This is a genomic window from Agromyces cavernae (genome assembly GCF_021044935.1).
In the GTDB taxonomy this organism is placed as follows: domain Bacteria; phylum Actinomycetota; class Actinomycetes; order Actinomycetales; family Microbacteriaceae; genus Agromyces; species Agromyces cavernae.
Window position 1 is genome coordinate 1,008,151 of record NZ_JAJNMP010000002.1, and the last position, 19,065, is coordinate 1,027,215.

The 19,065-nt window shown below is 69.8% G+C and carries 21 protein-coding genes; 12 read left to right on the forward strand and 9 right to left on the reverse strand.

Going from position 1 to position 19,065, the window contains the following annotated elements:
* Nucleotides 1-16 precede the first annotated feature (16 nt).
* Nucleotides 17-1,054 (reverse strand): 4-hydroxy-3-methylbut-2-enyl diphosphate reductase, encoded by a 1,038-nt coding sequence (locus tag LQ757_RS10690; RefSeq protein ID WP_231047349.1) that lies wholly within the window; start codon nt 1,052-1,054, stop codon nt 17-19.
* 63 nt (nt 1,055-1,117) lie between these two features.
* Here LQ757_RS10690 and xseA point away from each other — a divergent pair, with 63 nt between their 5' ends.
* The 5 genes from xseA to LQ757_RS10715 are packed head-to-tail and all read left to right on the forward strand — an operon-like array spanning nt 1,118 to nt 5,421.
* Nucleotides 1,118-2,377, forward strand: coding sequence for an exodeoxyribonuclease VII large subunit (gene xseA / locus LQ757_RS10695; protein ID WP_231047186.1), 1,260 nt, complete (start codon nt 1,118-1,120; stop codon nt 2,375-2,377).
* 24 nt (nt 2,378-2,401) lie between these two features.
* Nucleotides 2,402-2,641, forward strand: coding sequence for an exodeoxyribonuclease VII small subunit (locus LQ757_RS10700; RefSeq protein ID WP_231047187.1), 240 nt, complete (start codon nt 2,402-2,404; stop codon nt 2,639-2,641).
* Nucleotides 2,641-3,282: a DUF4245 domain-containing protein gene (locus LQ757_RS10705; protein ID WP_231047188.1), complete on the forward strand. Its 642-nt coding sequence runs from the start codon at nt 2,641-2,643 to the stop codon at nt 3,280-3,282. The genes LQ757_RS10700 and LQ757_RS10705 overlap by 1 nt, the downstream gene beginning before the upstream one ends.
* 10 nt (nt 3,283-3,292) lie before the next feature.
* Entirely contained in the window at nt 3,293-3,949 is a 657-nt protein-coding gene (locus tag LQ757_RS10710; protein ID WP_231047189.1) for a carbonic anhydrase, read from the forward strand.
* A gap of 59 nt (nt 3,950-4,008) precedes the next feature.
* Nucleotides 4,009-5,421, forward strand: coding sequence for a class II fumarate hydratase (locus tag LQ757_RS10715; RefSeq protein WP_372459645.1), 1,413 nt, complete (start codon nt 4,009-4,011; stop codon nt 5,419-5,421).
* Between the two features lie 64 nt (nt 5,422-5,485).
* Here LQ757_RS10715 and phoH2 read toward each other — a convergent pair whose 3' ends face one another.
* The 3 genes from phoH2 to LQ757_RS10730 all read right to left on the reverse strand — a co-directional run bounded on the left by phoH2 (nt 5,486) and on the right by LQ757_RS10730 (nt 9,068).
* The gene (gene phoH2, locus LQ757_RS10720; RefSeq protein ID WP_372459646.1) at nt 5,486-6,889 is read right to left on the reverse strand and encodes an RNA 5'-3' helicase PhoH2; all 1,404 of its coding nucleotides are present in this window, start codon (nt 6,887-6,889) and stop codon (nt 5,486-5,488) included.
* A 222-nt stretch (nt 6,890-7,111) separates the two neighbouring features.
* Nucleotides 7,112-8,233 (reverse strand): aminotransferase class V-fold PLP-dependent enzyme, encoded by a 1,122-nt coding sequence (locus LQ757_RS10725; RefSeq protein WP_231047190.1) that lies wholly within the window; start codon nt 8,231-8,233, stop codon nt 7,112-7,114.
* Between the two features lie 49 nt (nt 8,234-8,282).
* Complete coding sequence (locus LQ757_RS10730) at nt 8,283-9,068, reverse strand: isoprenyl transferase (RefSeq protein WP_231047191.1); 786 nt, start codon at nt 9,066-9,068, stop codon at nt 8,283-8,285.
* 74 nt (nt 9,069-9,142) lie between these two features.
* Here LQ757_RS10730 and trhA point away from each other — a divergent pair, with 74 nt between their 5' ends.
* Nucleotides 9,143-9,946, forward strand: coding sequence for a PAQR family membrane homeostasis protein TrhA (gene trhA, locus LQ757_RS10735; RefSeq protein ID WP_231047192.1), 804 nt, complete (start codon nt 9,143-9,145; stop codon nt 9,944-9,946).
* A 51-nt stretch (nt 9,947-9,997) separates the two neighbouring features.
* Here the strand turns inward: trhA and LQ757_RS10740 are convergent, their stop codons facing one another.
* Entirely contained in the window at nt 9,998-10,321 is a 324-nt protein-coding gene (locus tag LQ757_RS10740; protein WP_231047193.1) for a hypothetical protein, read from the reverse strand.
* 84 nt (nt 10,322-10,405) lie between these two features.
* On the opposite strand from LQ757_RS10740, the gene LQ757_RS10745 reads away from it, so the two are divergent.
* Together LQ757_RS10745 and greA are read left to right on the forward strand one after the other, a co-directional pair.
* Complete coding sequence (locus LQ757_RS10745; protein ID WP_231047194.1) at nt 10,406-10,816, forward strand: DUF4307 domain-containing protein; 411 nt, start codon at nt 10,406-10,408, stop codon at nt 10,814-10,816.
* Nucleotides 10,817-10,906: 90 nt separating this feature from the next.
* Complete coding sequence (greA, locus tag LQ757_RS10750; RefSeq protein ID WP_231047195.1) at nt 10,907-11,398, forward strand: transcription elongation factor GreA; 492 nt, start codon at nt 10,907-10,909, stop codon at nt 11,396-11,398.
* 73 nt (nt 11,399-11,471) lie between these two features.
* On the opposite strand, the gene ilvA is transcribed toward greA, so the two are convergent.
* Together ilvA and LQ757_RS10760 are read right to left on the reverse strand one after the other, a co-directional pair.
* A complete protein-coding gene (ilvA, locus tag LQ757_RS10755) occupies nt 11,472-12,719 on the reverse strand; it encodes a threonine ammonia-lyase (RefSeq protein ID WP_231047196.1) in 1,248 nt (415 codons plus the stop codon).
* Nucleotides 12,716-13,951: an AI-2E family transporter gene (locus LQ757_RS10760; protein WP_231047197.1), complete on the reverse strand. Its 1,236-nt coding sequence runs from the start codon at nt 13,949-13,951 to the stop codon at nt 12,716-12,718. Before LQ757_RS10760 ends, ilvA begins: the two co-directional genes overlap by 4 nt.
* Nucleotides 13,952-13,993: 42 nt before the next feature.
* On the opposite strand from LQ757_RS10760, the gene LQ757_RS10765 reads away from it, so the two are divergent.
* Nucleotides 13,994-15,226, forward strand: coding sequence for a winged helix-turn-helix domain-containing protein (locus LQ757_RS10765; protein ID WP_372459647.1), 1,233 nt, complete (start codon nt 13,994-13,996; stop codon nt 15,224-15,226).
* Here LQ757_RS10765 and LQ757_RS10770 read toward each other — a convergent pair.
* Nucleotides 15,223-16,095, reverse strand: coding sequence for a M48 family metalloprotease (locus tag LQ757_RS10770; RefSeq protein WP_231047198.1), 873 nt, complete (start codon nt 16,093-16,095; stop codon nt 15,223-15,225). The two genes, LQ757_RS10765 and LQ757_RS10770, sit on opposite strands and share 4 nt — an antisense overlap.
* A 9-nt stretch (nt 16,096-16,104) precedes the next feature.
* Nucleotides 16,105-16,671 carry a LemA family protein gene (locus tag LQ757_RS10775; protein WP_231047199.1) on the reverse strand — a complete coding sequence of 189 codons (567 nt, stop codon included), beginning with the start codon at nt 16,669-16,671 and terminating at the stop codon, nt 16,105-16,107.
* A gap of 133 nt (nt 16,672-16,804) precedes the next feature.
* Here LQ757_RS10775 and LQ757_RS10780 point away from each other — a divergent pair, with 133 nt between their 5' ends.
* Genes LQ757_RS10780 through LQ757_RS10790 form a run of 3 tightly spaced genes read left to right on the forward strand, consistent with a single transcriptional unit; the run spans nt 16,805 to nt 19,060 of the window.
* The gene (locus LQ757_RS10780) at nt 16,805-17,500 is read left to right on the forward strand and encodes a TetR/AcrR family transcriptional regulator (protein WP_231047200.1); all 696 of its coding nucleotides are present in this window, start codon (nt 16,805-16,807) and stop codon (nt 17,498-17,500) included.
* Nucleotides 17,490-18,329 carry an ABC transporter ATP-binding protein gene (locus tag LQ757_RS10785; protein ID WP_231047201.1) on the forward strand — a complete coding sequence of 280 codons (840 nt, stop codon included), beginning with the start codon at nt 17,490-17,492 and terminating at the stop codon, nt 18,327-18,329. The genes LQ757_RS10780 and LQ757_RS10785 overlap by 11 nt, the downstream gene beginning before the upstream one ends.
* On the forward strand, nt 18,326-19,060 hold the full coding sequence (locus LQ757_RS10790; protein WP_231047202.1) for an ABC transporter permease: 735 nt from the start codon (nt 18,326-18,328) through the stop codon (nt 19,058-19,060). Before LQ757_RS10785 ends, LQ757_RS10790 begins: the two co-directional genes overlap by 4 nt.
* Nucleotides 19,061-19,065: the final 5 nt, after the last annotated feature.

A 19,065-nucleotide genomic window follows, 5' to 3' on the forward strand; every position in this document is an offset into this window, starting at 1 on the left:
CCGGGCCGCCTCAGCCCTACGCGGGCCGGTTGCGGCCGCCGAGCGCCCGCTCGTCGCGGTTGCCGGCGAGGTCTTTGCGCAGCTCCTTCGGCAGCGAGAACATCAGGTCTTCCTCAGCGGTCTTCACCTCGGAGACGTCGCCGTACCCGGCGTCGCTGAGGGCGAGCAGCAGCTCCTGCACGAGCTCTTCGGGCACTGACGCGCCGCTCGTGACGCCGACGGTCGCGACGCCGTCGAGCCACTCCTGCTTGACCTCGCTCGCGTAGTCGACCCGGTAGGCCGCCTTCGCGCCGTACTCGAGGGCGACTTCGACGAGGCGCACGCTGTTCGAGCTGTTCGCCGATCCGACGACGATGACGAGGTCGGCGTCCTGGGCGACCTTCTTGATCGCGACCTGGCGGTTCTGCGTGGCGTAGCAGATGTCGTCGCTCGGAGGGTCTTGGAGATTCGGGAATCGCTCGCGAAGCCGGCGCACGGTCTCCATGGTCTCGTCCACGCTCAGGGTGGTCTGCGAGAGCCATACGACCTTGTCGGGGTCTCGCACCTCGATGTCGGCGACCTCGTCGGGGCTGCCAACGAGCGTCACGTGGTCGGGCGCTTCGCCCGCGGTGCCCTCGACCTCTTCGTGGCCTTCGTGGCCGATGAGCAGGATCTCGTAGTCGTCGCGCGCGAACCGCACGGCCTCGCGGTGCACCTTGGTGACGAGCGGACACGTCGCGTCGATCGCGTGCAGCCCCCGATCGGATGCCGCGTTGACGACCGCCGGCGAGACGCCGTGCGCGCTGAACACGATGTGGGCACCCGCAGGCACCTCGTCGACCTCGTCGACGAAGATCGCGCCCATGGCCTCGAGCTCGGTCACGACGTGGATGTTGTGCACGATCTGCTTGCGCACGTAGACCGGCGCGCCGTAGTGCTCGAGCGCCTTCTCGACCGCGATCACGGCACGGTCGACGCCGGCGCAGTAGCCGCGAGGCGCGGCCAGCAGCACGCGCTTGCGCCCGGGGACGGGGATATCCTTGAGCCGGCCGCGCACGCCCGGGACTCTGGGCATACCGAGGCCGATTCGCGGGGTATCCGTCATGCTCGTCACGGTGTCCATCCTACGCGGCTGGACTTGGCGGGCGGCTGGGAGGCCAGAGTGACCGATGCACCGGCGACGCGCGAGGCGCCGTGGCCCGTCGCGCTCCTCTCGGGGAAGATCAAGCAGTACCTCGACCGGCTCGGAACCGTGTGGGTCGAGGGCGAGATCACCCAGTGGGGCGTCTCGGCGGGCAACGTGTACGGCAAGCTCAAGGACCTCGATGCCGACGCGACCGTGTCGTTCCAGGTGTGGTCGTCGGTGCGCGCGCGCTTCACCGAGCAGTTCAAGCAGGGCGACCGCGTCGTCGCCCTCGTGAAGGTCAGCTGGTGGGTCAAGGGCGGCTCCCTCTCGATGCAGGTCTACGAGCTCAAGCACGTCGGCCTGGGCGATCTGCTCGAGCGCCTCGAGCGGCTGCGCACGCGGCTCGCCGCCGAGGGGGTCTTCGACCCGGCGCGCAAGCAGAAGCTGCCGTTCCTTCCGGGCGTCGTCGGCCTCATCACGGCAAGAGACAGCGACGCCGAGCAGGATGTGCTGCGCAACGCCCGCCTGAGGTGGCCGTCGGTCGAGTTCCGGGTCGCGCACGCGGCCGTGCAGGGCGACCGCACGGTGCCCGAGGTGATCTCGGCGCTGGCGCGCCTCGACGCCGACCCCGAAGTCGAGGTCATCATCATCGCGCGCGGCGGCGGCGACTTCCAGAACCTGCTCGGGTTCAGCGACGAGCGTCTCGTGCGGGCCGTCGCGGCAGCGTCGACGCCCGTCGTCTCGGCGATCGGCCACGAGGCAGACCGGCCCCTGCTCGACGAGGTCGCCGACCTGCGCGCCTCGACCCCGACCGACGCGGCGAAGCGGGTGGTGCCCGACGTGGGCGAGGAGCTCGTGCGCGTCGGCCAGGCGCGGGCCCGGCTCGGCATGCGCCTGCAGCACCAGCTCGCGCACGAGATCGACCGCATCGGCCACCTTCGATCGCGCCCTGCCCTGGCCGACGGCGCGTGGATCGTCGACCGCCGCGCCGAAGAGCTCACCCGTTGGGTCTCCCGCGGCGTCGAACTCGTCGAGCGTTCGCTCGAGCGCGCTGACGCACGCGTCGCCGAGCTGCGCGGACACCTGCGTGCACTGTCGCCGCAGGCGACGCTCGATCGCGGCTACGCGATCGCGCAGTTGCCCGACGGGCACGTGCTGCGTGCAGCAGGCCAGGCGCCCGAGGGCACCCGCTTCACGCTCGCGCTCGCCGACGGCGCGATCGCCGCGGAGTCGGCCGGTGCCGCGCAGGCGACGGTCGGCGGCGCCGAGTAGGCAGCGCCGAATAGAATGGTCCTCATGCCCCCCACCAGCGATATCGCCGAGCTGAGCTACGAGCAGGCACGAGACGAGCTCGTGCGCGTCGTAGGCGAGCTCGAGCAGGGGTCCGCCACCCTCGAGCAGTCGCTCGCGCTCTGGGAGCGCGGCGAGGCCCTCGCTGCCCGGTGCGAAGAGTGGCTCATCGGCGCCAAGGCCCGCCTCGACGCCGCCCGCGCGGCAGCGGCATCCCATCAGGCGACCGAAGGCGGCGCTCGCTGATGGTCCAGCGCCCACCAAGGGTCGTCGCCGAGCTCGGCCGCCCCGAGACTCCCGAAGAGACCGCCGCCCGCAAGGCCGAGGACTCGCGCAACCACCGCCAGCGCCAGACCGTCAAGAACCTGGTGCTCGCCCTCGGCGCGAGCCTGCTCGTGGTGCTCGTCATCGTGCTGATCGTGCCCCGCACCGACTCCCCCATCGAACCCGATATCGACGTCGCCGCCGTCGCCCAGCAGGCGCAGATCGCGATCGAGGACCAGCTCGCGGTTCCCGAGCTGCCAGAGGGCTGGCGAGGGAATGCGGCTGAGATCCGCACGAGCGCAGCCGACGGCGTCACCGCCTGGTATGTCGGCTACCTCACCCCGAGCGACGAGTACGTCGGCGTCTACCAGGGCATCGAGGCGAACCCCACTTGGGTCGCCGGGCTGCTCTCTCGCACGCTCGCGACCGGCACGACGTCGATCGACGGCATCGAGTACACGATCTACGACAACCGCGAGTCGAGCAACGACGTCGGCAACGCCCGCTACGCGCTCACGACCGAGGCGGGCGGCACGACGTTCGTGCTGCTCGGCACCGCATCCGAAGAGGAATTCACGACGCTCGCGTCGGCGCTCACGCCGACGATCGAGGCGCAGAACTGAAAGGCACCGCGTGACCGAGCAGCCGACCGACCGACCGCAGACCCCGGCTGCCACGTGGCGCGAACTGCGCCGCGGCAATGAGCGATTCGTGGCGGGTCAGCCGCTCCACCCTCGTCAGGACATCGACCGACGCACGTCGCTCGCGCACGCCCAGCGTCCGATCGTCGCCATCTTCGGCTGCAGCGACTCGCGGCTCGCGGCCGAGATCATCTTCGATGTCGGCCTCGGCGACGCGTTCGTCGTGCGCAACGCCGGACAGGTGGTCTCCGCCTCGGCGCTCGGCTCGCTCGAGTACGCCGTGGGCATGCTCCACGTGCCCGTCATCCTCGTCCTCGCGCACGACGCGTGCGGCGCCGTGCGCGCCGCCATCGATTCGCAAGCGGCCGACGCGGCACCGCTGCCGCCGCACATCGCCGGGCTCGTCGAGAAGATCGTGCCCGCCGTGCGAAAGGTCGCCGGCGGCGCCGATGACGCCCCCGTCGACCCGTCGCACCTCGACGCCGGGTTCGTCGGTCGTGAGCACCTGCGCAACACCGTCACCGAGCTCGTCGACAGCTCCGAGATGATCAGCGACGCCATCGCAGCGGGTACGCTGGCTATCGTCGGCGCGAACTACCGCCTGTTCGAGGGTCGCGTCGAGACCGACATCGTCCTCGGTCGCATCTGACGCCGCTCCTCGGCTCGCCGGCGGAGCCGGCACCCCGCAGAACCGAAAGGGATCACACCGTGGTGGACAACGCCGCCGACTACCGCATCGAGCACGACACGATGGGCGAGGTGCGGGTCCCCGCATCGGCGCTCTACCGGGCGCAGACGCAGCGCGCGGTCGAGAACTTCCCCATCTCGGGCTCCGGGCTGGAGCCCCAGCAGATCCAGGCGCTCGCCCGCATCAAGAAGGCCGCCGCGCAGGCAAACGCGCAGCTCGGCGTGCTCGACGCCGACATCGCCCGTGCCATCGAGGCCGCCGCCGACGAGATCATCGCCGGAGAGCACGACTTCGCCGCTCACTTCCCGGTCGACGTCTACCAGACCGGCTCGGGCACCTCGTCGAACATGAACATGAACGAGGTGCTCGCGACCCTCGCCACCACGAAGCTCGGCAGCGCGGTGCACCCGAACGACCACGTCAACGCATCGCAGTCGTCGAACGACGTGTTCCCGACGTCGGTGCACATCGCCGTCACCGCGGCGCTCATCGACGAGCTCGTGCCCGCACTCGACCACCTCGCCGTCGCCCTCGAGGCCAAGGCCGCCCTGTGGGCCGGCGTGGTGAAGGCCGGTCGCACCCACCTCATGGACGCGACGCCGGTCACCCTCGGCCAGGAGTTCGGCGGCTACGCCCGCCAGGTGCGACTCGGCATCGAGCGAGTTCGCACCGCGCTTCCCCGCGTCGCCGAGGTGCCGCTCGGCGGTACCGCCGTCGGAACCGGCATCAACACGCCTGCGGGCTTCCCGCAGCTCGTCATCGAACTGCTGCAGCGCGAGACCGAGCTGCCGATCACCGAGGCCGTCGACCACTTCGAGGCGCAGGCCAACCGCGACGGCCTGGTCGATGCGTCGAGTGCGCTGCGCACCATCGCGGTGAGCCTCACGAAGATCGCCAACGACCTGCGGTGGATGGGCTCGGGCCCGAACACCGGCCTCGGCGAGCTGCAGATCCCCGACCTGCAGCCCGGCTCGTCGATCATGCCCGGCAAGGTCAACCCCGTCGTGCCCGAGGCCGTGCTCATGGTCTGCGCACGGGTCATCGGCAACGACGCGACGATCGCGTGGGCCGGGGCATCCGGTGCCTTCGAACTGAACGTGCAGATCCCCGTCATGGGAACCGCGCTGCTCGAGTCGATCCGCCTGCTTTCGAACGCGGTGCGCGTGCTGGCCGACAAGACCATCGACGGCCTCGAGGCGAACGTCGATCGCGCGACCGAGCTGGCGGGCATGTCGCCGTCGATCGTGACCCCGCTGAACAAGCACATCGGCTACGAGAACGCCGCGAAGATCGCGAAGCACTCGGTCGCGAACGGCATCACGGTGCGCGAGGCCGTCGTCGCCCTCGGCTTCCTCGAGCGCGGCGAGCTCACCGAAGAGCAGCTCGATGCCGCCCTCGACCTGCTCTCGATGACGCGCCCGCCGCAGGCGTAGTCAGCCATCGTCACGACGGCCCACGACCTGCTCGGTTCGGGGGCCGTCGTCGCATGTGCGGTGCCTAGGTCAGCTCGGCGCCGTCGAGCATCTCGGACACGAGTGCGGCGATCGCCGAGCGCTCCGAACGGGTCAGCGTGATGTGGGCGAAGAGCGGATGCCCCTTCAGCGTCTCGATGACCGACGCGATGCCGTCGTGGCGGCCGACGCGCAGGTTGTCGCGCTGCGCGACGTCGTGAGTGAGCACGACACGCGAGTTCTGTCCGATGCGACTGAGCACGGTGAGCAGCACGTTGCGTTCGAGCGACTGCGCCTCGTCGACGATGACGAACGCGTCGTGCAGCGACCGCCCGCGGATGTGCGTGAGCGGCAGCACCTCGAGGATTCCCCGCTCGACGACCTCGTCGAGCACGTTGTCGCTCACGACGGATCCGAGCGTGTCGAAGACCGCCTGCCCCCAGGGGTTCATCTTCTCGCCCTGGTCGCCGGGCAGGTAGCCGAGCTCCTGGCCGCCGACTGCGTACAGGGGCCGGAACACCATGATCTTCTTGTGCTGCTGGCGTTCGAGCACCATCTCGAGGCCGGCGCACAGGGCGAGCGCCGACTTGCCGGTGCCCGCGCGGCCGCCGAGCGAGAGGATGCCGACCTCGGGGTCGAGCAGCAGGTCGATGGCAAGCCGCTGCTCGGCCGAGCGGCCGTGCACGCCGAACACGTCGCGGTCGCCCCGCACGAGCTTGACCTCGCCCTCGCCGACGACTCTGCCGAGGGCCGAGCCGCGCTCGGAGTGGATGACGAGCCCCGTGTTCACGGGCATGCCCTCGACCTCGGGCGTCGTCATCGCCTCGTGCTCGTAGAGCTTGGCCATGTCGTTCGAGCCGAGCGAGAGCTCGCTCATTCCGCTCCAGCCCGAGTCCAGCGCGAGCTCGGCACGATACTCCTGTGCGTCGAGGCCGATCGAGGCGGCCTTCACGCGCAGCGGCAGGTCTTTCGACACGACCGTCACGGCGACACCGTCGTTGGCGAGGTTCGCCGCGCACGCGAGGATGCGCGAGTCGTTGTCGCCGAGCTGCAGGCCGCTCGGCAGTACCGACGGGCTCGAGTGGTTGAGCTCCACGCGAAGCGAACCGCCGTCGCCCACCGGGATCGGGAAATCGAGCCGCTCGTGCTCGACACGCATCTCATCGAGGATGCGCAGGGACTGCCGCGCGAAGTACCCGATCTCGGGATCATTGCGCTTCGACTCGAGCTCGGTGATCACCACCACCGGCAGCACCACCGCGTGCTCCGCGAACCTGAACAGCGCCCGGGGATCCGACAGGAGCACCGAGGTGTCAAGTACGTACGTCCGCTCGGCCTGTGCGGTGTGCACGGGCGTCGACGCGTCGGGTTCGGCCTTGCGGCGCCCCGTGCTTCGACCGACGGACTCAGAGGATTCCAGAGAAGCCACGACCGCTCCTGCCCCGAGCATCTGCTCGGCTCTCGCGCCGGCCGGCGAATCCTCCTACGAGCGGTTCACGAGCCGACTCGTTCAGGCACCTTGCCTGATGTCTCAGACGCTACGACGCGCTTCGGACATCCGTGTCAGCGACACGCGAAACGTCATCCGCCGTTCACATTCCGGGCGGTCAGGCCGGGTGCGCGAGCAGGAGCAAGCGAGCGAGCAAGAGCGGGCGGATGGCGCTGCCCGAGCTCAGTACGAGGCAGCCGTGCCGTACGACACGAACGCGCCGCGCAGCATCTCGAACGTCTCCTCGGACGTGGCGGCGTGGATCGAGAGCCGCACCTGGCCGAGTCTCGTGCTCGCCGTCACCCCGTGGTTGTGCAGCGAGGCGGTGAGCAGGGTGACCTGCTCGGCGGGGGGTTCGAGCACGACGATGCCGGCGCGCTCCTGCTCGTCGCGCGATGAGACGACGGCGAGCGCGTACTCGTCGGCGAGTTCGATCGCACGACTCACGCGTTCGGCGACCGCGGCATTGATCGCGGACACTCCGACATCGGCGATCTCTTCGAGGCTCGCCGCGAAGCGTGCCTCGGCGATGGGGTCGGGGTTCGACACCCGGTAGGCGCGGGCGTCGGGGGCCGGCGGGGGCACGTGCCCCCAGGGCTCGCCCTCCTCGGTTCCGGTGAAGCCCGAGAACACCGGCGTCAGGCGCTCGACCGCGCGGTCGGACAGGGCCATGATGCCGGTACCCCATCCGGCTCGACACCACTTCTGGCCGCCGCTCAGCACGACGTCGGCGGCCGCCCAGGGCGCGTCGACGACGCCGAGCCCCTGAATCGCGTCGACGATGAGCAGACGGTCGCCGATCACCTGTCGGATGCCCTCGATGTCGCAGAGATACCCGGTGCGCGAGTCGACGAGGCTCACGGCGACGGCCTCGACGTTCTGTTCGAGCTGCTCGCGGATCTGCCCGGGCGTCACCTTGCCGTGGTCGGTCTCGAGCCACACCGGTTGCACGGTGTGCAGCGCCTCTTGGGCCCGCACGGCCGAGATGGTGACGCTCGGGAATTCCTCGGCCGAGAGCAGCACGCCGCCGGTGAGCCCGAACATGGCGTGCATGAGGCCCTGCGTGGTGTTCGGCTGGAACACGATCTGCTCGGCCGGGAACCCGATCACCTCGGATGCCGCGGCACGAACACGCGCGTCCTGCTCGCCGAACACGTCGAGACTTCCGTGGCGGGCTCGCTGCAACACCTGGGTGAAGGCGAGCGCCTCTTCGGCGGCCGCCGTCGAGAGCGGCCCGACCCGGCCGTAGTCGAGGTAGCCCGGCTCTTCTGCGAATGCGGCGATGAACTCGTCGATGGTGGTCACGTGTTGGTGCCCCCTTCCGTCGAACATCTTGGCAGACCGTGGAGGCCCATCACCCGCCGAATCGACGATGGCGCGTCGCATAGTCGCGCAATGCCCGCAGGAAGTCGACCTGCCGCAGGTCTGGCCCGAGGGCCTCGACGAAGTAGAACTCGCTGTGCGCGGCCTGCCAGAGCATGAAGTCGCTGAGCCGCTGCTCGCCCGACGTGCGGATGACGAGGTCGGGGTCGGGCTGGCCGCCCGTGTAGAGGTGTTCGCCGATGAGGTCGGGCGTGAGCCGCTCGGCGAGGTCTTCGAGGCTGCGACCCTCGGCGTGATGGGCCGCGACGATCGAGCGCATGGCGTCGGTGATCTCCTTGCGCCCGCCGTAGCCGACCGCGAGGTTGACGTGCAGGCCGCGCTTGCCGACCGTGCGGTGCTCGGCGGCGTCGAGGGCGGCGACGAGCGGTTCGGGCAGGCCCGCATCGGAGCCGACGTGCTGCACCCGCCAGTCGCGGTAGTGCGAGAGCTCTTCGGCGAGCTCGGCGATGATCTCGATGAGGTCGGCGAGTTCGTCGGTCGGGCGGTTGCCGAGGTTGTCGCTCGAGAGCAGGTAGAGCGTCACGACCTTGATGCCCAGGTCGTCGCACCACTCGAGGAACTCGCGCATCTTCGCGGCTCCCGCGCGGTGGCCGTGCGCCGCGGTGTCGTAGCCGAGCTGCTTCGCCCAGCGGCGATTGCCGTCGATGATCATCGCGACGTGGCCCGGCAGCGATTCCGGGTCGAGACCGCGGCGGAGTCGGTTCTGATAGAGGCGGTAGAGGATGCCGCGACCGAGGGGCTGATCGCTCTTCTGCACGGCACTACGCTACCCCCAACGGCCGCCGGCGGACTCACAGCGGACAGTGATCGGCGAGGCCCTACGCTGTGAAGATGAACCGTGAGCGCCGCCGTGAGCCCCTCGACCTCGGCGAGGAGCTGTCACAGCCCGTCGCGCCCGCCGACCCCGCCGACGTCGCGGTCACGCAGGCCGACCACGGACCGGACCTGCCGAACATCCCGATCCTCGACGATGGGCTGACCCACGCCGAAGAGGTCAAGCCGACGTGGCGCGGGTGGATCCACGCGGGGACCTTCCCGGTGACGATCGCGGCGGGCATCGTGCTCATCGTGCTCGCCGAGGGCCCGTGGGCGAAGTGGGCGAGCGCGGTGTTCACGCTGACGTCGATGCTGCTGTTCGGCAACTCCGCGCTCTATCACCGGTTCAACTGGAAGCCGAGGGCGAAGGTCGTGCTGAAGCGCATCGACCACGCCAACATCTTCCTGCTCATCGCGGGCACCTACACGCCGCTCGCGATCCTCGCGTTGCCGCCCGACAAGGGCTGGCTGCTCCTCGCGATCGTGTGGGGCGGCGCACTCATCGGCATCGGCTTCCGCGTGTTCTGGATCACGGCGCCGCGCTGGCTCTACGTGCCCATCTACCTGCTGCTCGGCTGGGCGGCGGTCATGTACATCGGCGACCTGCTCGCGGCGAGCGTCGCCATGATGGTGCTCGTCATCGTGGGCGGGGTGCTCTACACGGCCGGCGCGATCGTGTACGGCCTCAAGAAGCCCAACCCGTGGCCGGGCGTCTTCGGTTTCCACGAGATCTTCCACACCTGCACGGTGCTCGCGTTCATGTGCCACTGGACCGCGACGCTCATCATCGCCATCGCACCGGCCTACCATGCGGGCTGAGGCGCCCGCGGGTTGAGGGGCGAGCGCAGCGCGCGTCTCGAAACCCCCGGGTCAACGAGCAGCGTCGGGGCGACCGTCCTCGTCGCGTGGGGGCTCGTCACCCTCGTTCGGCGGTGCATCGTCGGCCGCATCGATCGCCTGGCCGTCGGCTTCGGCGAGCTCGGCATCGCGGGCGGCCGCCTCGGCCTCGGCCGCGAGTTGCGCCTGCACCTGCGCGCGCATGTTGACGCGGCGCATGCGCCGTGTCATGTCGAGGATGAGCAGCACGACGACGACCATCACGAGGAACGTGAGCACGAAGCCCCAGACGCCCGGCGTGACCGTGTTCGGGTCGAATTCCTCGTCGGTGGCGAGCACGGCGGGCACGACGAGCATCGGACTCCTTCAGGGCGGATTCGGGCCTTCTCGGGCGGTTAGGCTTGATTCAAGCCTAGACGATGCGACCCGAAGGAGGCTCCGGTGACCGTGCCCGAGAGCGACGTGCTGGCCGCCCGCTACGGCCGAACGCGCGCCAATCGCACGCGCGACCGCGTGCTGCTCATCGCCGGCGCCGCGTTCGCCGCGATCGTCCTCGTCGCATGGGTCGTCTGGGCCGGCCTCGACGGCCAGAAGCCGCAGGTCGAGGTCACCGATACCGGGCATCGCCTCATCAACGACGAGCGGGCCGTCGAGGTGAGCTGGAACCTCTCGGTGCCGCCCGGCAACGACACCGCCTGCATCGTGCAGGCGCTCAACGAGGACTTCACGGTGGTGGGCTGGAAGGTCATCGACGTGCCGGCGTCGACGCAGCACATCCGCAGCCTCACCGAGACCGTGCGCGTCGCTCAGGAAGCGAACACCGGCTTGATTTACCGCTGCTGGCTCACCTAATATTAGAGATTCGCTCCGGCAGACGCCGGGGCGACACGTCTATACATGTCTTTCCACGAACGTGGAGAAACATACACGGGAGTGTGCATCATGGCGCAGGACGCCACCGTCACCTGGCTCACCCAGGAGGCCCACGACCGCCTCGCGGCGGAACTCGAGCACCTCTCCACCCACGGCCGCGAAGAGATCGCGAAGCGAATCGAGGCCGCGCGTGAAGAGGGCGACCTCAAGGAGAACGGCGGGTACCACGCCGCCAAAGACGAGCAGGGCAAGCAGGAGGCCCGCATCCGTCAGCTCAAGGAGCTGCTGCGCACCGCGGAGGTGGGCGACGCACCCGAGTCGACCGGCGTCGTCCAGGCAGGCACGGTCATCACGGCCGTCATCGCCGGCGACGAAGAGACCTTCCTCATCGGCAGCCGCGAGATCGCCGGCGACTCCGAGCTCGACGTCTGGAGCGAGCAGAGCCCGCTCGGCGCCGCCATCATGGGCCTGAAGGTCGGCGACAAGACCAGCTACACCGCGCCCAACGGCCGCGAGATCGCCGTCGAGGTCACCGGTGTCGAGACCTGGGGCGGCCAGTAGGCGCTGCCCGAGACCGGCCCGGTTCGCAGAACCGACGACGAAGAGCGGATGTCCCGGGGCATCCGCTCTTCGTTCATTCCTCGTGGATGACGGGGTCGTACCCGGCCCGCCGCAACACCTGGATGACCTCGTCGCGGTGCTCGGCTCCGCGGATCTCGACCGAGAGCTTGAGCTCGACCTCGGAGATCTGCAGCTTCGAGCCGTGCCGCGTGTGCAGCACCTCGATGACATTCGCGTTCGCCTCGGCCAGCAGTTCGGCGATGCGCGCGAGCTGGCCGGGCTTGTCGGGCAGGCCGATGCTGAGCGACAGGTAGCGGTCGGAGGCGGCGAGTCCGTGGGCGATGACCCGCTGCATGAGCAGCGGATCGATGTTGCCGCCCGAGAGCACGGCGACGACCGGGCCGTCGCACCGCACCGCACCGGTCATGAGCGCCGCCACCGAGACGGCGCCGGCCGGCTCGACGACGAGCTTCGCCCGCTCGAGCAGCACGAGCAGCGCGCGGGCGATGTCGTCTTCGCTGACCGTGATGACCTCGTCGACGGCATCGCGGATGATGGCGAAGTTGAGCTCGCCCGGCCGGTACACGGCGATGCCGTCGGCGATCGTCGGCACCACCGGCACCTGCACCGGCGATCCGGCGGCGATCGAGGCGACATAGGGCGCGGCGTTCTCGGCCTGCACCCCCACCACCCGGATGGTGCGGCCGAGCTCGGCGGCCCGCTGCTTGACCGCGCTCGCGATGCCGGCCGCGAGCCCGCCCCCGCCGATGGGCACGACGATGGTCGTCGCGTCGGGCGCCTGCTCGAGGATCTCGAGGCCGAGTGTGCCCTGGCCGGCGACGATGTCGTGGTGGTCGAACGGCGGGATGATGACCGCGCCGGTCTCGGCGGCGAACGCGGCGGCGGCCTGCAGCGTCTCGCCGACGGAGTCGCCGTGCAGGACGACGTCGGCGCCGTAGGAACGGGTGGCCGCGAGCTTGGGCAGCGCGACGCCGACGGGCATGAAGATCGTGGCGGCGATGCCGAGCTCACGTGCCGCGTATGCGACGCCCTGGGCGTGGTTGCCCGCCGAAGCGGCGACGACGCCCCGTGCGCGCTCGTCGTCGCTCAGGGCCGAGAGACGGTTGTAGGCGCCGCGCAGCTTATACGAGCCGGTGCGCTGCAGGTTCTCGCACTTGAGGTACACCGGGACGCCGACCGTGCGGCCGAGGAAGCGCGACGACTCCATGGGCGTCTGGCGGGCGACCCGGCCCACGACGGTGCGAGCCTCGACGAACTCGGCGAGGCTCGGCCCCGCGATGGTGGTGCTCACGTCGTTCATTCTCCTCGTTGGAATCCCGGTTTCTGCGGCACCGTGGTCCACAGCGGGGACCGCACCTCGGTCGCCGGCGGACCCGGAGCACCCTTCCACGAGCCTCGCGACACGAACACGATCATCACGTTGAGCACTGCCGCGACAGGCACCGCGAACAGCGCACCCGGGATGCCGGCGAGCAGCGACCCGGTCGCCACCGCGACGACGACGCCGAGCGGATGCACCTTCACGGCCGTGCCCATGATGAGCGGCTGCAGCACGTGGCCCTCGACCTGCTGCACGAGCAGCACGATGCCGAGCATGATGAGCGCGATGACCAAGCCGTTGTAGACCAGGGCGACGAACACTGCGAGGGCGCCGGTCACGACGGCACCGACGATCGGGATGAACGAGCCGAGGAACACGAGGATGGCGATGGGGATCGCGAGCGGAACTCCGAGGAGGAATGCGCCGAGGCCGATGCCGATCGCATCGATCGTGGCGACCAGGATCTGCACTTTCACGAAGTTCTGCAGGGTCGCCCAGCCGGCGGAACCGGCGCCGTCGACCGCGGCGCGGGCGCGCTTCGGGAAGATGCCGACGATCCAGTTCCAGATGCCGCGGCCGTCGATGAGGATGAACAGGGTCGCGAAGAGCGCGAGCAGCATGCCCGCGAGGAAGTGGCCGAGCGACGAGCCGACCGAGAGGGCACCGGTGACGAGCACCCCGCTGTCTTGCTGCACCGAGGTGATGATCTGCTCGACGAAGTCGTTGAGCTGCCGCTCGGTGATGTGCAGGGGGCCCTCGAGGAGCCACTCGCGGAACTGGTCCCACGCCACGAGCGACTGCGCGGCGAGTTCGTCGGCGCCGCGCACGATCTGCGTGATGCCGAGCGTCAGGAGCCCGCCGACGACAGCGAGCGCCGAGAGCATCGCCACGGTGACGCCGAGCCATTTCGGCCAGCCGTGGCGCTGCAGGAACGCCGAGAACGGCACCAGCAGTGCACCGAGGAGTACCGCCACGAGGACCGGGATGACGATGAGCCGCAGCTGGATGATGAGGAAGATGACGACCGCGATCACGCCGCCGACGAGCAGCAGTCGCCATGACCACGCGGCAGCCAGCCGCACGCCGTAGGGAATCCCCTCGGTCACGTCGCGAGGCGGTTCGGCCGGCGGCGCGGATGACTCGTGCGCCCGCCGCGCTCGGCGTCGGGCGATGCGCCCGGCCCGTCGTTCCCCGTGCGTCGAGTCCGCCATTGGTCCAGTCTAGGCGCGGTGTATGCGCTCGACGGTATGTCGGTGGTCCGCGCTAACGTCGATCTCACCATGGTCGACGTCGTCTCTCCCGCCCTCGCCCGCCGCATCGCGCTCGCCGCACAGGGCTTCGGTCGCCCCCTGCCCGAGGCCGCGGGCACGCGAGCGCTCAACGGCGTGTTCGACCGCCTCGGCCTGCTGCAGATCGACTCGGTCAACGTGTTCGAGCGCAGCCACTACCTGCCGGCGTTCAGCCGCGTCGGCCACTATGATCGGGGGCTGCTCGACCGTCTCACGAGCGGGCGCCGCGGGCGCACGGTCGAGTACTGGGCCCACGAGGCGGCGTTCATCCCTCGCGAGCTGTGGCCGCTCTTCGAGTTCCGCCGGCGCGAGTTCGCGCGCACGGGCAGCGACTGGGGCGGGTGGGTCGCCGAGAACCGCGACCTCGCCGCGTGGCTGCGTTCCGAGCTCGCCGCCAACGGTCCCATGCGCGCGAGCGAGATCGAGCACGACGCCAATGTTCGGCAGGGTCCATGGTGGGGCTGGTCCGACGTCAAGCGCACCCTCGAGTGGATGTTCCGCACCGGCGAGGTCGTGTGCATCGAGCGCCGTCGGTTCGAGCGCGTCTATGCGCTCCCAGAGCAGGGCCTGTCGGCCGAGCTGCTCGAGCAGCCGCCGGCAGAGGCCGACGCGGTGCGCACACTCGTCGCACTCGCGGCATCCGCGCAGGGCATCGCGACCGAGGCCGACCTCGCCGACTACTGGCGGTTGAAGCGCGCACGCGTCAAGCAGGCCATCGGCGAGCTCGTCGACGCGGGGGTGCTCGTGCCGGTCGAGGTACCGGGGTGGACGACGGGCAGGCGGGCGACCCCCGCCTGGCTCCACCGCGACGCACGTCGGCCTCGGCGCATCGAGGCTGCCGCCGTGTTGAGCCCGTTCGACCCGGTCGTCTGGTACCGCCCGAGGGCCGAGCGCCTGTTCGACTTCCACTACCGCATCGAGATCTACACCCCCGAGGCCGAGCGCAAGTTCGGGTACTACTCCCTGCCGGTGCTCATCGACGACCGCGTCGTCGGGCGGGTCGACCTCAAGAGCGACCGCAAGTCGGGCGTGCTCCGGGTGCAGTCGGCGTGGACCGAGCCCGACGCGCCGTCCGAGACCGCAGCCAGACTGGCGCCGGTGCTTCGTCGTGCCGCGGCATGGCAGGGGCTCGACGACATCGTGGTCGCGGGTCGGGGCGACCTCTCCCCCGCTCTCACGGCCGAGCTCGCAGCCTAGAAGCTGCCGCCCATGTGCTCGAGTCGCTTGATGCGCTCGCCGATCGGCGGGTGGGTGGCGAACAGGCGGTCGACGATGCCGGGCCGCAGCGGGTCGGCGATCCAGAGGTGCGCCATCGACGAGTTCTGCCGCTTCATCGGTCGGCCATAGGCCTCGAGCTTCGCGAGCGCGCGCGCCAGCGCGTCGGGGTGGCGGGTCGTCATGGCGCCCGTGGCGTCGGCGAGGTACTCGCGCTGGCGCGACACCGCGAGCTGCACGAGGCTCGCGACGAGCGGCGCGATGAGCATCGCGACGAGCCCGAAGATCAAGACGACGGGGTTGCCGTTGTTGTTGCGGCCGAAGAAGGCCATGCGCACGAGCATGTCGGAGATGAACCCCACCGCGACGACGAGCCCGAACACGATCATCGACAGCCGGATGTCGTAGTTGCGCACGTGGCCGAGCTCATGCGCCATGACGCCCTCGAGCTCGGCGTCGTCCATGATCTCGAGCAGGCCGGTGGTCGCCGCGACGACGGCATGCTGCGGGTCGCGGCCGGTGGCGAACGCGTTGGGGGCGGGGTCGGAGATCACGAACACGCGCGGCATCGGTGTTCCGGTCGTGATCGAGAGGTTCTCGACTGTGCGCCACAGGCGCGGGTGGTCGGCCTTCGAGCCCAGTTCTACCGCACCCGACATCGACAACGCCTGCTTGTCGGCGGTGAAGTACTGGAACAGGGCGTACGCCGTGGCGATGGCGAGCGTCACGATGACGATCGTGAGGTCGTTGTAGATGGTGGCGGCCAACCAGCCCAGCCCGCCGATGATGGCGAGGAAGAACAGGATGATGAAGACGGTGTTGCGTTTGTTCTTGGCGATCGCTCGGTACAACGCCGGCCCTTAGAACTGCACGCGCGGAGGCTCGGCGATCGCGGCCGGCTCGGTGACCTCGAAGAAGTCGCGCTCGTGGAAGCCGAGGCCGCGCACGAACAGCGTGTTCGGGAACACCTTGATCTTGGTGTTGAGCTCGCGCACACCGCCGTTGTAGAACCGGCGCGACGCCTGGATCTTGTCCTCGGTGTCGACGAGCTCGGCCTGCAGTTGCAGGAAGTTCTGGCTCGCCTGCAGCTGCGGGTAGGCCTCGGCGACGGCGAAGATCGACTTCAGCGCCTGCTGCATGTGGTTCTCGGCCGCACCTGCCTCAGCGGGGCCCTGCGCCGCGAGCGTCTCGGCCCGGGCCTTCGTAACGTTCTCGAAGACGGCCTTCTCGTGTGCGGCGTAGCCCTTGACCGCCTCGATGAGGTTCGGGATCAGGTCGGCACGACGCTTGAGCTGCACCGTGATGTCGCTCCACGCCTCGTCGACGCGCACGTTGAGCGTGACCAGCGAGTTGTAGGTTGCCCAGAGGTAGATGCCGATGATCAGCACGAGTGCGACGACGATGATGACGGGGATGAGCCATTCCATGGCACGGACTCCTAGCGCGGTGAGCGTCTGATCTGGGCTTGTCCCTCATCCTACCGAGGGGGTCCGGCGGCGACCGTCGTTCCCATGAGACTCGAAGGAACCCTGGAAGCGACTCCGGGCGTAGGCTCAGCCTGTGACGGAGCGGCTCCACCACCCCAGGCGCCCCGGCCGGCCCCGCGGCGCGAAGTCCGGCGACACTCGGGCGCGCATCCTCGCGGCCGCGACCGACGAGTTCGGCGAGCGCGGCTACGAGGCCGCCTCGATGCGCGCGATCGCCCGCCGCGCCGGAGTCGATCCGGCACTCGTGCACCACTACTTCGACGACAAGCAGAGCCTCGTCGCCGAGGTGGTCGAGGTGCCGCTGCGTCCCGATCGGCTCGTCGGTGCGGCGCTCGACGGCCCGATCGATGAGCTCGGCGAGCGCCTCGTGCGGGCGGTGCTGACCGCCTGGGACTCGGCGACCGTGCGGCCCGCCGCGGTCGCGGCCCTGCGCTCGGCGATCGGCCAGGGACCGGTCGCGCGCATGCTTCGAGAGTTCCTCCGCCGCGAGATCATGCATCGCATCGCCTCGCGTCTGGGCGACGACGATGACGCCGAACTGCGGGCCGAGCTCGCCGCGTCCCAGCTCGTCGGCGTGATCATGATCCGCTACGTGCTCGAGTTCGACCCGGTCGCGTCGCTGCCGATCGACGAGCTCGTCGCCCGCGTCGGGCCGTCGGTGCAATGGCACCTCACCGGCCGGCCGCCCGGCGGTCCGAACGGTCCGAACGGTCCGAACGGCCTTGACAGCGAGGCGGCACGGGCGAAGAATTCAGCACATGATGAATAGCTCGGATGCCGCGACCGGCGCCGCGAGCCCGGCCGCCGCGATCATCGTCGAAGACCTCCACGTGCGCCGCGCCAAGATCCGGGTGCTCGACGGGCTCAGCCTGGCCGTGCCGAAGGGTCGCATCGTCGGCCTGCTCGGCCCGAGCGGCAGCGGCAAGACGACGCTCATGCGCTCGATCGTCGGCGTGCAGGTCGTGCAGTCGGGGCGCATCGAGGTGCTCGGCCTGCCGGCCGGCTCACGCGAGCTGCGTCGCCGGGTCGCCTACGTGACCCAGCAGGCGAGCGTGTACGACGACCTCACCGTTCGCCAGAACCTGGGCTACTTCCGCCGCGTGCTCGGCGCCGAGGCATCCGACGTCGATCGCGTCATCGAACGCACCGACCTCGGATCCGTCGCGAACCGGCTCGCAGGCACGCTCTCGGGCGGCCAGCGCGGCCGCGTCTCGCTCGCCGCCGCCCTGCTCGGCACCCCCGAGGTGCTCGTGCTCGACGAGCCCACCGTCGGACTCGACCCGGTGCTGCGCGTCGAGCTCTGGGGGCTCTTCAGGACCCTCGCCGATGAGGGCGCGACACTGCTCGTCTCGAGTCACGTGATGGACGAGGCCAAGCGATGCGACCGGCTGCTGCTCATGCGCGACGGCGAGCTGCTCGCCGATGACAGTGTTCGCGGGGTGCTCGAGGTCACGGGCACCGACGACGTCGAGACCGCCTTCCTTCGGCTCATCGATCGGGGCACGCCCGACCTGCGCCCGATCGACGAGTCGGCGCGGTTCGCGCAGGCCGCGGAATCGACGGCCGACCCCGACTCCGGAAGCGAGGCGGCGCGATGACCCTCGTGCGCACGTTCTCGACCGCAGGCCGGGTGCTCACCCAGATCCGGCACGACCCGCGCACCGTCGGGCTGCTGCTCGTCGTGCCGAGCCTGCTCATCGGCCTCGTCGCCTGGATCTTCACCGACACCGACGTGTTCGCGACGATCGGGCCCGCGATGATCGCACTGTTCCCCTTCATCGTCATGTTCCTTGTGACGAGCATCGCGACGCTGCGCGAGCGCCGCAGCGGCACGCTCGAGCGACTCTTCTCGATGCCGATGGGCAAGGGCGACTTCATCCTCGGCTACGCGCTCGCGTTCGGCTTCCTCGCGATCTTCCAGACGGCGATCGCGGTGTCGTTCGCGGTGTTCGTCTGCGGCCTCGAGATCGAGGGCTCGATCTGGCTGCTATTCGCGGTCGCCGTCTCCGACGCGCTCCTCGGCACGGCGCTCGGGCTGCTCGCGAGCGCGTTCGCGCGCACCGAATTCCAGGTGGTGCAGTTCATGCCGGTGCTCGTGTTCCCGCAGATCCTCCTCGGCGGCATCTTCCTGCCCACCGACCAGCTGCCCGAGGGACTCGAAGCCATCAGCGAGTGGCTCCCGCTCACCTTCGCGATCGACGCGCTCACGGCCGTGGCCGACGGCTCCGAGGACGCCGAGTGGATCCTGTCGAAGATCCTCGTGATCGCCGCGTGGATCGTGGGATCGATCGTGGTCGGCTCGATCACCCTGCGGCGTCGCACGCCGTAGGGCTC

Bases quoted from the DNA above. Each gene is read 5' to 3' on its own strand.
- LQ757_RS10740 (WP_231047193.1), bottom strand. From the start codon at position 10,321: ATGCTCGTCGTGCCCGCCGTGCTCGCCACCGACGAGGAATTCGACCCG.
- phoH2 (WP_372459646.1), bottom strand. From the start codon at position 6,889: ATGCTCGGGGCAGGAGCGGTCGTGGCTTCTCTGGAATCCTCTGAGTCC.
- LQ757_RS10705 (WP_231047188.1), top strand. From the start codon at position 2,641: ATGGTCCAGCGCCCACCAAGGGTCGTCGCCGAGCTCGGCCGCCCCGAG.
- LQ757_RS10790 (WP_231047202.1), top strand. From the start codon at position 18,326: ATGACCCTCGTGCGCACGTTCTCGACCGCAGGCCGGGTGCTCACCCAG.
- LQ757_RS10760 (WP_231047197.1), bottom strand. From the start codon at position 13,951: ATGGCGGACTCGACGCACGGGGAACGACGGGCCGGGCGCATCGCCCGA.
- LQ757_RS10690 (WP_231047349.1), bottom strand. From the start codon at position 1,054: ATGCCCAGAGTCCCGGGCGTGCGCGGCCGGCTCAAGGATATCCCCGTC.
- LQ757_RS10700 (WP_231047187.1), top strand. From the start codon at position 2,402: ATGCCCCCCACCAGCGATATCGCCGAGCTGAGCTACGAGCAGGCACGA.
- ilvA (WP_231047196.1), bottom strand. From the start codon at position 12,719: ATGAACGACGTGAGCACCACCATCGCGGGGCCGAGCCTCGCCGAGTTC.
- LQ757_RS10785 (WP_231047201.1), top strand. From the start codon at position 17,490: ATGATGAATAGCTCGGATGCCGCGACCGGCGCCGCGAGCCCGGCCGCC.
- trhA (WP_231047192.1), top strand. From the start codon at position 9,143: ATGAACCGTGAGCGCCGCCGTGAGCCCCTCGACCTCGGCGAGGAGCTG.
- LQ757_RS10775 (WP_231047199.1), bottom strand. From the start codon at position 16,671: ATGGAATGGCTCATCCCCGTCATCATCGTCGTCGCACTCGTGCTGATC.
- greA (WP_231047195.1), top strand. From the start codon at position 10,907: ATGGCGCAGGACGCCACCGTCACCTGGCTCACCCAGGAGGCCCACGAC.